We start from the raw sequence: 12,649 nt of genomic DNA, 5'->3' as shown, positions 1-12,649 counted from the left end.
AGGTGAGGTAGCTCCTCACCTTGCGTGCATGTTTATTTAGCGATGACGCGAACCATCTCCAGAACCTTGCTGGAGTAGCCCCACTCGTTATCGTACCAAGAGACGACCTTAACGAAGGTGCCGTCCAGAGACATACCAGCCTCTGCATCAAAAACAGAAGTGCAACTCTCGCCCCGGAAGTCGGTAGAGACCACTTTTTCGCCGGTATAGCCAAGTATGCCCTTCATTGAACCCTCGGATGCGGTCTTCATGGCGGCGCAGATATCGGCGTAGGTCGCAGCCTTGTTCAGCTCCACGGTAAGGTCAACCACGGACACGTCAGAGGTGGGTACCCGGAAAGCCATGCCGGTAAGTTTTTTATTCAGTTCGGGAATAACCACGCCCACGGCCTTGGCCGCACCAGTCGAAGACGGAATGATGTTTTCGAGGATGCCGCGACCACCACGCCAATCCTTGTTTGAAGGACTATCCACGGTCTTCTGGGTAGCGGTAGCGGCGTGTATGGTGGTCATTAGTCCGCGCTTGATGCCCCAAGTGTCGTTTAGCACCTTGGCAACAGGGGCGAGGCAATTTGTAGTGCAAGAAGCGTTGGAGATGATAGTTTGGTTAGCATAAGTCTTGTCATTCACGCCGTACACAAACATAGGCGTGTCATCCTTGGAGGGCGCAGACATGATGACTTTCTTGGCGCCAGCGGCGATGTGTTTTTCACAGGTTTCCTTAGTGAGGAAAAGACCGGTGGACTCGATGACTATATCAGCGCCCACTTCATTCCACTTCAGTTCGGCAGGATCTTTGATGGCAGTCAGCCGGATCTTTTTACCGTTGACAACCAAGGTATTGCCTTCAATGGCGACGCTGCCGTCAAAGCGGCCATGCACGGAGTCGAAGCTCAGCATGTAGGCTAAGTAGTCGGGTTCAAGCAGGTCGTTAATGCCTACGATCTCGATGTCCTTGAAATTTTTCACCGCTGCGCGGAACACCATACGGCCAATTCTACCAAACCCATTGATACCAACTTTGATTGTCATGTTTCTCTCCTGGTTTTATAACTAAAATTGTAACTATTCAGACAAATTCCTTGATGCTGTTCTGATGTTGAAGCTAAACTAATAAACTATTTAAAATTCCAGCATCTTTACGGTGCTCCGCCACAAATAACCGGACGACAGGATCACCTTGAAGCGTGACGCCAGTCCTACCGCTGCAACACTAAGTGTCCACTTCGACGGAAGTAAGCAGTATATGAGCCCCGATGTTTGCATTAGCTACATACAATCGCAACACTGAAGCTGACTTGATATGGCCTTACGATGATCATCGCAGCAATGTCATAATTGACACTTTCTGCGTTCTAAGGGTCGGCTGAATCGTTACCAGAATTTAGAGTATGCTTTTCACGGCTTTCACCACATTCTCTATGGTAAAGCCGAAGTGTTTGAACAGTTCACCTGCCGGGGCAGATTCGCCAAAGGTATCCATGCCGATTACCGCACCGTCCAAACCAACATACTTGTACCAAAAACCCGTCACACCAGCTTCGACAGCTACGCGCTTACTGCCTTTTGGTAACACGCTGTCCCTATATGCCTGATCTTGACGATCAAATACATTGGTTGAAGGCATGGAAACTACTCGTACATTAATGCCGTCTTGAGCCAAGGCTTTTTGTGCATCCATTGCCAGACCCACCTCGGAACCAGTCGCGATAATGAGCGCTTGTGGCTTGCCATTGGCGGCTTCCGACAACACATAGCCACCCTTGCGGATGTTGGCGATTTGAGCCTCATCGCGCTTTTGGAATGCCAAGTTCTGGCGGCTGAAAATAAGGCTGCTCGGGCCAGTTTTGCGCTCAACCGCTGCAACCCATGACACGGCAGATTCCACCGTATCACAAGGACGCCAAACGTCCATGTTTGGGATGTAGCGTAGCGTGGCGGTTTGTTCCACTGGCTGATGAGTTGGACCGTCTTCGCCCAGACCGATGGAGTCATGCGTGTACACGAAAATCACGCGTTGTTTCATCAACGCAGCCATGCGCAGTGCATTGCGTGCATATTCTGAGAACATCAGGAAAGTGCCGCCAAATGGTAGCAAACCACCATGCAACGCCACGCCATTCATAATGGCTGACATGCCGAATTCGCGTACTCCGTAACTAATATAGTTACCTGTCGATTTTCCACGAACGCGCTTGACGCCCGTCCAATCGGTCAAGTTCGAACCGGTCAGATCCGCCGAGCCGCCAAGAAATTCAGGTAGTGCCGACGCCAGACCGTTAATTGCATTCTGTGAAGCCTTGCGCGAGGCAATGGTTTCTGCCTTTTCATTGGTCTTGGCGATCAAGTCCGCAGCATGTTGTGTCCAGTCTGCTGGCAAATCACCCTTCATGCGCCGCTCAAACTCAGCCGCTTCCTGGGGGAAAGCCTTGCGGTATTCTGCAAATTTATTGTCCCACAATTTTTCCAAGCCTTCTCCCTTGGTACGCGCATTCCATGCTTGATAAACGTGCGCTGGAATTTCGAACGGAGGATATTTCCAGCCTATGTATTCGCGCGTAGCGGCGATTTCCGCATCGCCCAATGCAGCGCCATGCACGTCATGCGTACCGGCCTTGTTCGGGGAGCCCGCACCAATGATGGTCTTGCAGCAGATCAGTGTGGGCTTGTCGGTAACTTCCTTGGCGGCCTTGATGGCGTCATCTACTGCTTCGGGATCATGGCCTTCCACATTGGCTATTACATGCCAACCATAAGACTCGAAGCGTTTGGCAGTATCGTCAGTAAACCAGGCTTCAACATGCCCATCAATGGAAATGCCGTTGTCGTCCCAGAAGGCGATCAGCTTGCCTAATCCCCAGGTACCGGCCAGTGCGCAAGATTCATGCGAAATGCCTTCCATCATGCAGCCGTCGCCGAGGAAAACATAAGTATGGTGGTTAACGATTTCGTGGCCGGGACGATTAAATTCATTTGCCAGCATTTTTTCCGCCAAGGCAAAACCCACCGCGTTGGTAATGCCTTGACCCAGCGGACCAGTCGTAGTTTCAACACCAGCGGTGTAGCCATATTCAGGGTGGCCTGGAGTCTGGGAGTGCAACTGGCGGAAACGCTTCAACTCATCAATCGGCAAGTCGTAGCCGGTCAAATGTAGCAGGGCATAAATCAGCATCGAGCCATGGCCGTTGGAAAACACGAAACGGTCACGGTCGGCCCATTTAGGGTTAGCCGGGTTGTGACGCAGGTGGTGAATCCACAGCGCTTCGGCGATTTCTGCCATGCCCATGGGGGCGCCAGGATGACCACATCCTGCTTTTTGAACTGCATCCATTGCCAAAGCGCGGATCGCTCCAGTTATGTCATTAAACTTGGGGGGGTGTACTTTACGCGCCGCAGCCATCTTTCACTAGCCTCCTGAACATCTCTAAGAATAAATAAATTATTTTTGCAACAAACAGTAGGCAATTATGCCGCACTGCCCTGTTTAGGGCAACAGGAGAAAAATAGTTATCAGTATTATTCCAGGGGTTTGTATCTAGCGTTCACTTGGGGAAACGTGCTTTCCTACGAGTCGTCCGCTCTTTATTTGAGTGGCATCAATCCGGGCAACCGTTTGAAATGTACAGCCCGAATGTGCCGGAATTCGCATAACGCGCACGGACTAAACGATTATTTGCCGCAAGGTAAACGCAGCACACTTTTCGGGGGCAAAAGCCACGCATATTCAATGATAGTAAGGCCGACAAAGCCCGCCTACTCCTTATTGGACAATGGTTTAACTTGCGCACGTCCGTTTTCTCAAGTACAATTTTGCTATTATTTACCTTATCACTTTTGCTTGCCGCTGAGGTAGCTACCATGCACGTCAAGACAACTCCAAACAATCAGATCACGTCGCCAGATGAAATCGCTTCTCAACTCGATGTTGAAGTTGACAGTACCACCATCGTTCTGACGCCAGTTTTAGCTCAAAGTGTCGAAGCTGTACGTGACAAATTGATTGCATCAGGTATTTCCGAAAAAGATGTAGCAGACGCCAGTGCTAGGGCACGTCGGCCCAAAGAATAACATGCGCGTTGTTCTCGATACCAATGTAATACTCTCTGCATTGTTGTTCGCCAACGGGAATTTGGCATGGCTGAGAAAGGCTTGGCAGGCGAAGTCTATCCGTCCGGTGATCAGTAACGCAACAAAGGAAGATTTATTCGATTCATTGGATTACCCAAAATTCAATCTGTCGATCGCTGAGCAGGATCTGTTGCTGGAAGATTTTTTTCCATACTGCGAAACAGCGTCCATATCCAACTGGATGCCATCGCATGGCATATTTAGCCAAGTATTTTTGGCCGTGGCACACAAAGCCAAGGTGGATGCGCTGGTAAGCGTCGAAAAAGATTTACTCGCATTGCGAGGAAGTTTTACTCCCCCCATCCTCACCGTTGAGGAATTGCGTAAACGTTTGCAAGAAGAACGTCTCGCTTAATTACTTCGCTCAATTTCTGCTAAAAAATAGACAACTTGTACTAATTTGCGTCAAACTGCGCTCATGAAAACCATTCTGGTTCTACATGGTCCCAATCTGAACTTGCTCGGCAGCCGCGAGCCAAGCGTGTATGGCCATATTACCTTAGACGAAATTAACAACAAATTGCAGCACTTGGTGCGTATGCACGGCGCAAATCTGCTGCATTTCCAAAGTAACTCTGAATCCGCCTTAGTGGATCGCGTACATTTGGCGCGCCAGGATGGTACCGATTTTATCGTCATCAACCCCGCTGCTTTTACGCATACCAGTGTGGCTTTACGCGATGCACTGGCGGCGGTGGCCATCCCATTTATTGAAGTGCATCTTTCCAATGTGTTTGCACGTGAACCGTTCCGCAAAGAATCATACTTCTCTGATCTCGCTATCGGCGTTATCAGCGGCCTTGGTGCAACCGGTTATGAACTCGCAGTGCAATACGCGCTGCAATATTCTGTTAGGAGCTAATCATGGATTTACGTAAACTCAAGACCTTGATTGAACTGGTTGAAAGCTCCGGCATTGCCGAGCTGGAAATCAGTGAAGGCGAAGAACGCGTGCGCATTGTTCGGTCATGTGCTGCGGTGCAGCATGTTTATGCTGCACCGCAGCACATGACCACGCTTGCTCCACAGCTGGCCGATGCGCCTGCTGAACCAGCCGAGCCCGCAGCACCGGATGGCCACGTAGTGAAATCGCCAATGGTCGGCAGTTTCTACCGCAGCCCCTCCCCTGGCGCCACACCCTTTGTGGAGGTGGGCCAAAGTGTGAGCGTGGGCGACACCCTCTGTATCATCGAAGCAATGAAGCTGCTCAACGAAATCGAAGCTGATCAAAGCGGTGTCATTAGTGCGATTCTGGTCGAAAGCGGCCAGCCGGTGGAATATGGTCAACCTCTTTTTATCATCGGTTAAATAATGTTTGAAAAAATTCTCATCGCAAATCGAGGCGAGATTGCCTTAAGAATTCAGCGCGCCTGTCGTGAGATGGGCATTAAATCCGTAGCAGTGCATTCCGAAGCTGACGCAGATGCCAAGTATGTCAAACTGGCCGATGAATCGGTGTGCATTGGCCCGGCTTCCTCGCTACACAGCTATCTGCATATCCCATCCATCATTAGCGCAGCGGAAGTTACAGATGCACAGGCCATCCATCCTGGCTATGGGTTTTTGTCTGAGAATGCTGACTTCGCCGAGCGTGTGGAAAAGAGTGGGTTTGTATTCATTGGTCCACGCCCGGAGACCATTCGTTTAATGGGCGACAAAGTATCCGCCAAAAACGCTATGAAAAAAGCGGGCATTCCTTGTGTGCCGGGCGTGGATGGCGCACTGCCGGACAATCCAGCCGAAATTACAAAAATTGCACGCAGTATCGGTTACCCGGTCATTATAAAGGCCGCCGGGGGCGGGGGCGGACGCGGCATGCGCGTGGTGCATACCGAGGCCGCGTTGCTCAATGCCGTGGTCATGACGCGTAGCGAGGCGCAGGCGGCGTTTAATAATCCTGTGGTGTATATGGAAAAGTTTTTGCAGAACCCACGCCACATCGAATTTCAAGTACTGGCTGATTCTTATGGCAATGCGGTATATTTAGGTGAGCGCGACTGCTCAATGCAACGCCGTCATCAGAAAATTCTTGAGGAAGCGCCAGCACCTCTGCTCAATACTCGTTTGCGTAATAAAATTGGTGAGCGTTGCGCGGCAGCTTGCCGCAAGATTGGCTATCGCGGAGCGGGAACGTTTGAGTTTCTGTATGAAAACGATGAGTTTTTCTTCATTGAAATGAACACTCGCATACAGGTAGAACATCCGGTCAGCGAAATGATTACTGGCATAGATATCGTGCAACAGCAGATTCGTATCGCTGCCGGTGAAAAACTCAGTTTCAAGCAAAATGATATAGCCCTCAAAGGTCATGCCATCGAATGTCGCATCAATGCCGAACATCCCTACAAGTTCACGCCCTCGGCCGGCCGCATTACTACTTGGCATACTCCTGGTGGCCCTGGCATTCGCGTGGATTCGCATGTATATGCTAATTATTTCGTGCCGCCGCATTACGATTCCATGATCGGCAAGATTATCGCATACGGTGACAACCGCCAACAGGCGATAGCCCGCATGCGTACTGCCCTATCTGAAATGGCGGTAGAAGGTATAGAGACTAACATTCCGCTGCATCAGGAATTGATGTTAGATGCTGCTTTTTTACGAGGTGGCACCAGCATTCACTATCTGGAACACAAGCTAGCCGAACGCATCAAGGTAAAATAATATGGCTTGGCTTACGCTGACGATCACCGCATCTGCATCCCAGGCGGAGATGCTGAGTGAGGCGCTGCTGGCGCTCGGCGCACTATCGGTGGACATTCACGATGCGGATGTCGATACCCCGAATGAGCAAGCCATGTTTGGCGAACCAGGTGAACCCGCCCCCCATCTTTGGTCACACAATCGCGTGACTGCTCTGTTTGTCGAAGATACGCCGATAGACGCAATCATGCTGGAAGCAGCACACGCCATCGGGCTTAAACAGCCGCCAACCTATGTCATCGCCACCTTGGCGGACAACGACTGGGTGCGCCTGACTCAATTGCAGTTTAACCCCATTCGCATTTCGCAACGCCTATGGATCGTGCCTACCTGGCACACCCCGTTCGATCCCAGTGCCATCAACATTACGCTCGATCCCGGCTTGGCTTTTGGAACCGGTAGCCACCCCACTACCCGTTTGTGTCTGCGCTGGTTGGATAGTTATTTGCAAGGGGGTGAATCCGTACTGGATTATGGCTGCGGCTCGGGCATCCTGGCCATCGCTGCGCTCAAACTTGGCGCTGCCAGCGCCACTGGCGTGGACGTGGATGCACAAGCCGTGCAAGCCAGCCGCGACAATGCAATGGCTAATCAAGTTGACGCGCAGTTCTACCTGCCTGATGCCGTACTGAAACTACAAACGGACATTGTAGTAGCCAATATCCTTACCAATCCTCTCAAAGTACTCGCACCTTTGCTGGCAGGCTCAACCCGGCGAGGCGGCCAGATTGTATTATCCGGCGTACTCAGCGAACAGGCCGAAGACGTTATGAAAATCTATGGTCAATGGTTTGACTTCAGGCCACCGGTTATGGATGAAGGTTGGGCGTGCTTATCTGGAATGAAGCGATGAACGAAGTCACCCAATGCCCGGAGTGTGGCACCCGCTTTAAGGTCAGCCAAGCTCAGCTGGACATGCATCAGGGTATGGTGCGTTGCGGACGTTGCCGGGCGATATTCAACGCAACAAAACAATTGCATGATAACGAGCCCAGCCCGCAACTTACTCTAACCCTGGCTCAGGAAGAAATGCAGCAAGTGCCTGTCGAAAGCCCGGTAGAGCATATCCCCGCAACCCACGATAAATATGATTTCAGCCATCTCGCTACGGCCAGTTCAGAAGAAGCACTGGAAACCAGTCCCTCAGTCATCAAAAAGAGTGTTCACTGGTCGTGGGTGGTAGTCACATTACTGTTGTTCATAGTGTTACTGGCACAGACTACCTATTTTTTTCGTGTCGAACTCGCCGCACACTTGCCGGGCATCAAGTTAGCACTCACGTCCTACTGCAAGCTGCTCAACTGCAATATTCCGTTGCCGCAAAAAATTGACCAGCTGAGCATCGAATCTTCTGACTTGGAATCCGATCCAAAACAAGCGAGCGCCATCACTCTCAATGCCATCTTGAGAAACCGTGCACCTTACGCGCAATCCTACCCCAATCTCGAACTTACACTCACCAACTCGATGGATGAGGCACTAGCACGTCGCATCTTCCCTCCAGCAGAATACCTCAAACCCAACGAGGACGAAAAACAAGGGCTACTACCTAATCATGAGATTGGCATCAAACTGCATCTTGACACTGCCGACCTTAAACCAACTGGATATCGCTTGTTTTTGTTTTACCCTTAGTAATGCAATGCCCGCACAGTTGTACTCGCCGGACGCTTTTAACTTCTAACACACCATACATCACTTTTTGCACTTGAAACTGGCTGTACTGTTTCATGTTGTGGCTCAGTTAAAGCAAATTCGGGTAGCCTGGCGCGAGAATCCGCATGTTCGTGATACCATTCCCGCAATTTTTTCGCACAGAAAGCATCAAGTTGAGGAAACATTTAGGAGAATGGTTAGTTGAGCAGGGGAAGCTGAATGCGCTCGATTTGGAGCGCGCGCTAGCCTTGCAGAAAGATGAAGTCGGCGAACACGAGTATATTGGCACACTGCTATTAAAGCTGGGGGTGGTTTCTGCCCGTGATGTGGCAGAGGCATTGGCGGCACAACTTGGGCTCGCACTGGTGGAGCCGGCTGATTATCCCCAAGTGCCCTTGCTGGAAGAGCGCGTATCGGTGCGTTTTCTCAAAGAGTCTAAAGCGTTGCCGCTACATGAAGATGAGCACGAGCTGGTGCTGGCGCTAGTGGATCCACTTGATCAATACGTCATCAATGCCTTTGGCTTGCTAACACATCGTTCGGTCAGTGTGCGTGTGGCAGTGCAGCAGGATATGGAAAGCGCTTTCGAGCGTCTCTATGGTAGCGGCAAGACGTCAATGGGGGAAATTGTTGGCGACATTGAAACCCTCGAGGAAGAAGGTGCGAGCGACGATGTGCAGCATCTTAAGGATCTCGCCAGCGAGGCGCCGGTTATCCGTCTGGTTAACCTGATTATTGGCCATGCGCTGGAGGCGCGCGCATCTGATGTTCACATCGAGCCATTCGAAAATCGTCTGATCGTGCGATACCGGGTAGACGGGGTGATGCACGAGGTAGAGTCGCCGCCGCGGCGCTTGTCCGCTGCCGTCATATCGCGTATTAAAATCATGGCAAGCATGGATATTGCGGAACGGCGTCTGCCGCAAGATGGCCGCATCAAATTGCGAATTCAGAGCAAGGAAATCGATTTGCGTGTTTCCACTGTGCCTACCATGCATGGCGAGAGCGTGGTTATGCGGATTCTCGACAAGAGTGGCACTACCCTAAATTTTGCCGCGCTTGGGTTTGACGATGATGTGCTAAAAGTATTCATAAATGTGTTGCAGCAACCCCATGGCATTATTCTGGCCACCGGCCCAACCGGTAGTGGCAAAACCACCACGCTCTACACCGCATTACAAACATTGAACAAATCGGATGTCAAGATACTCACTGTGGAAGACCCGGTCGAATATCAGATGGAAGGCGTAAACCAGATTCAGGTCAAAGCGCAGATTGGCCTTACCTTTGCCAACGCCCTTCGCTCCATAGTGCGCCAGGATCCAGACGTTATCATGATCGGCGAAATACGCGATTTGGAAACCGCACAAATTGCCGTGCAGGCCGCGCTTACCGGTCACCTGGTGCTATCCACCCTGCACACCAACGATGCCGCCAGCACGATCAATCGTCTGCTCGATATGGGCATGGACGATTACCTTCTGACATCCACTGTTATTGGCATTCTAGCGCAGCGCCTGGTGCGCACACTGTGCGAACAATGTCGTCAATTGCGAACAGTGCTGCCCGAAGTGGTCGATGAAATGGAGTTGCATCGCTTTACCGCAGCGCGTCCGATTGAACTTTATCATGCGGTTGGCTGTCCACATTGTGGTCACACTGGCTATATTGGCCGAGTCAGTATTGTGGAAATGCTTCCGATGAGTGATGGTATTCGCAGTTTAGTGATGCAGCACGCAACTGCTGGGGAAATACGCAAGCTGGCGATCGATCAAGGCATGCGAACCATGTTTGATAACGGCTTGCGCAAAGTGATGGCAGGGGTTACGACCATTGAGGAAGTATTGCGCGTGACGCGGGAGACTTGATTTTGCCGATGTTTCAATACAACGCGGTTAGTGCGGACGGAGAAGCGCTGGAAGGCGAAATGGAAGCCCGTACCAATGAAGCGGTGGTAGATCGTTTGCAGGCTATGGGTTATATTCCAATTCAGGTTGAACTGGCGCAGCTGGAAAAAACTTCAGGAAACACCTCATTCGGATGGCTACGCTCCAGTCGAGTTAGCCAGGCAGAAATTGGCGTATTCACGAGTGAAATTGCAACGTTACTACATGCCGGTTTGCCGCTTGATCGCGCATTGGAAATTCTGGTCGAGCTATCGGAGAATGATAAAGTGCGTAACCTGCTGACGCAGGTGCGTGACGACGTGCGCGGTGGGGCTTCGCTTTCCGCAGCGATGGAAGCGCAGAAAGGCGTATTTTCCCGTTTCTACCTCAATATGGTGCGTGCTGGCGAGGCTGGAGGCGCACTTGGTCCGGTGCTGACGCGCATCACTGAATTTATGGAACGCGCCAAAGCACTCAAGCAAACTGTCACATCTGCCTTAATTTATCCCGCAATCCTGATGGTGGTGGCAGTCAGTTCTGTGATGATGTTGCTGATATTCGTTGTGCCGCAGTTTTCCCTGATGTTTCAGCAATCCGGTAAAACCCTGCCGCTGCCAACGCAAATCGTCATTGCCGCAGGTGACTTTCTACGTCATGACTGGTGGATGTTGCTGATTGGTGCGTTAGCCATTTATGCGCTGCTGCGACAGCAAATGAACAATCCGACTAGCCGCTACCGTTGGGATGGCATTTTTCTGCGTCTGCCGCTGGTAGGCGACTTGGTGGCAAAGATCGAGGTGGCTCGCTTTAGTCGCAGCTTGGGCACTTTGTTAGGCAACGGAGTGACGTTATTGAACGCGCTCTTTATTATCAAAGAAACGTTAAATAATAGTGTCATGGCTGAAGGACTCGACAGTGTGGCGAATCAGCTCAAGCAAGGGTTGGGGTTGGGCAAGCCAATGATGGAAACGGGTTTGTTTCCCAAGCTTGCGGTCCATATGGTCGTCGTCGGCGAAGAAACGGGACAGCTTGAAGAGATGCTGCTGCGCGTTGCAGATGTGTATGACAATGAGGTGCAAACAACGGTCAAGCGCATGTTAAGCCTAATGGAACCGGTGCTGATTTTGGGGCTGGGGCTATTGATTGGCGGTATCATTATGTCAATTCTGCTTGCCATCCTTAGTGTCAACGACTTGGCGATGTAACCAAAGATTGAGAGTCCGATGCATGACGGTGCTCAGTCTTGTCGAACCCCATCATTAGCAATGATGTGTTCAGGAATCATGGAAAACATAGGAAAATAGAAATGGTACATTTTTGGAGAGAGGTATTATGAACAGGATGAATCGGGTACGGCGGGAAACAGGATTTACCTTGCTCGAATTGCTGGTGGTGCTGGTAATTCTGGGTCTGCTGGCTGGCTTGGTGGGGCCAAAGGTAATGGATTACCTTGGTACATCGAAAAGCAAAACGGGTAAGCTGCAAATCGAGCAACTTGGACAGAGCCTGGAATTGTTCAAGCTGGAAGTAGGACGCTATCCCACCTCACAGGAAAGTTTGTCAGCATTAATCGAGGCACCAACTGGTGCGACCGGTTGGAACGGCCCTTATATTAAGGGATCGAAGATGGTGCCAAAAGATCCGTGGGGCAACGATTACCATTACGCTTCGCCGGGACAGCACAATAAAGATTTTGATATCAGTTCACTCGGTCTTGATAACCGTGAAGGCGGCGAGGGCGAAAACAAGGATATCAATAATTGGGGCGAATAAAATCGCGTGCCAGCGTCGGTTTTACCCTGCTTGAATTACTGGTAGTGCTGATGCTAATGGCGATGGTATATGCCTTGGCGGTACCGATGATCTCTGCCGGCCTGCCCGGCACCGAACTAAAAGGCGCGGCGCGTCAACTGGCAGCTGGCTTACGCCAAGCGCGCAGCCTAGCCGTTACGCGAAAAGAAGAGTCGACATTGACACTGGATGTTGAAAAGCGAAATTTCAAGGTGAGTGGTGACCAACGCCGCTACGCCTTGCCCGCAAAGGTGGACATCAGCCTATTCACAGCGCAATCCGAACTGCTGCCCGACAAAATCGGCGCGATCCGTTTTTACCCGGATGGAAGCTCCACCGGCGGTCGCATCACGGTAAAATCTGGAGTCCGCAAATACGATATTAATGTCGATTGGCTGACCGGCCAAGTCACCATTCTCAATTAATGGCTGTATGTGAAACCGTACGTTTTGGAAATTTTGGCTGTATCTATTGCAAGTGGTA

At 51.0% G+C, this 12,649-nt stretch carries 13 protein-coding genes; 11 read left to right on the top strand and 2 right to left on the bottom strand.

The window, feature by feature from the left end; all coding sequences use genetic code 11:
* Positions 1-32: 32 nt before the first annotated feature.
* Positions 33-1,031, bottom strand: coding sequence for a type I glyceraldehyde-3-phosphate dehydrogenase (gene gap, locus MJ768_RS05145; RefSeq protein WP_239288597.1), 999 nt, complete (start codon positions 1,029-1,031; stop codon positions 33-35).
* A gap of 352 nt (positions 1,032-1,383) precedes the next feature.
* Positions 1,384-3,399 (bottom strand): transketolase, encoded by a 2,016-nt coding sequence (gene tkt / locus MJ768_RS05140; protein WP_239288592.1) that lies wholly within the window; start codon positions 3,397-3,399, stop codon positions 1,384-1,386.
* Between the two features lie 458 nt (positions 3,400-3,857).
* Here tkt and MJ768_RS05135 point away from each other — a divergent pair, with 458 nt between their 5' ends.
* The 11 genes from MJ768_RS05135 to MJ768_RS05085 all read left to right on the top strand — a co-directional run bounded on the left by MJ768_RS05135 (position 3,858) and on the right by MJ768_RS05085 (position 12,591).
* Positions 3,858-4,067: an AbrB/MazE/SpoVT family DNA-binding domain-containing protein gene (locus tag MJ768_RS05135; RefSeq protein WP_239288590.1), complete on the top strand. Its 210-nt coding sequence runs from the start codon at positions 3,858-3,860 to the stop codon at positions 4,065-4,067.
* A 1-nt stretch (position 4,068) separates the two neighbouring features.
* A complete protein-coding gene (locus MJ768_RS05130) occupies positions 4,069-4,482 on the top strand; it encodes a putative toxin-antitoxin system toxin component, PIN family (protein ID WP_239288589.1) in 414 nt (137 codons plus the stop codon).
* A 63-nt stretch (positions 4,483-4,545) separates the two neighbouring features.
* On the top strand, positions 4,546-4,989 hold the full coding sequence (aroQ, locus tag MJ768_RS05125; protein ID WP_239288588.1) for a type II 3-dehydroquinate dehydratase: 444 nt from the start codon (positions 4,546-4,548) through the stop codon (positions 4,987-4,989).
* A gap of 2 nt (positions 4,990-4,991) precedes the next feature.
* Positions 4,992-5,435: an acetyl-CoA carboxylase biotin carboxyl carrier protein gene (gene accB / locus MJ768_RS05120; protein WP_239288587.1), complete on the top strand. Its 444-nt coding sequence runs from the start codon at positions 4,992-4,994 to the stop codon at positions 5,433-5,435.
* Between the two features lie 3 nt (positions 5,436-5,438).
* The gene (accC, locus tag MJ768_RS05115) at positions 5,439-6,794 is read left to right on the top strand and encodes an acetyl-CoA carboxylase biotin carboxylase subunit (protein ID WP_239288586.1); all 1,356 of its coding nucleotides are present in this window, start codon (positions 5,439-5,441) and stop codon (positions 6,792-6,794) included.
* A gap of 1 nt (position 6,795) precedes the next feature.
* Positions 6,796-7,686 (top strand): 50S ribosomal protein L11 methyltransferase, encoded by an 891-nt coding sequence (prmA, locus tag MJ768_RS05110; RefSeq protein WP_239288585.1) that lies wholly within the window; start codon positions 6,796-6,798, stop codon positions 7,684-7,686.
* On the top strand, positions 7,683-8,468 hold the full coding sequence (locus MJ768_RS05105; protein ID WP_239288575.1) for a zinc-ribbon and DUF3426 domain-containing protein: 786 nt from the start codon (positions 7,683-7,685) through the stop codon (positions 8,466-8,468). Before prmA ends, MJ768_RS05105 begins: the two co-directional genes overlap by 4 nt.
* 146 nt (positions 8,469-8,614) lie before the next feature.
* Positions 8,615-10,357: a type II secretion system ATPase GspE gene (gspE, locus tag MJ768_RS05100; RefSeq protein WP_239288573.1), complete on the top strand. Its 1,743-nt coding sequence runs from the start codon at positions 8,615-8,617 to the stop codon at positions 10,355-10,357.
* A gap of 8 nt (positions 10,358-10,365) precedes the next feature.
* On the top strand, positions 10,366-11,580 hold the full coding sequence (locus MJ768_RS05095; RefSeq protein WP_239288571.1) for a type II secretion system F family protein: 1,215 nt from the start codon (positions 10,366-10,368) through the stop codon (positions 11,578-11,580).
* 127 nt (positions 11,581-11,707) lie between these two features.
* Positions 11,708-12,148, top strand: a complete 441-nt coding sequence (gene gspG, locus MJ768_RS05090; protein ID WP_320415723.1) for a type II secretion system major pseudopilin GspG — start codon at positions 11,708-11,710, stop codon at positions 12,146-12,148.
* Positions 12,136-12,591, top strand: coding sequence for a GspH/FimT family pseudopilin (locus MJ768_RS05085; RefSeq protein WP_239288567.1), 456 nt, complete (start codon positions 12,136-12,138; stop codon positions 12,589-12,591). The genes gspG and MJ768_RS05085 overlap by 13 nt, the downstream gene beginning before the upstream one ends.
* Positions 12,592-12,649 lie beyond the last annotated feature (58 nt).

Source organism: Candidatus Nitrotoga sp. 1052 (assembly GCF_927312905.1).
Taxonomy (GTDB): domain Bacteria; phylum Pseudomonadota; class Gammaproteobacteria; order Burkholderiales; family Gallionellaceae; genus Nitrotoga.
This window is presented reverse-complemented; position numbering and strand designations above follow the sequence as displayed.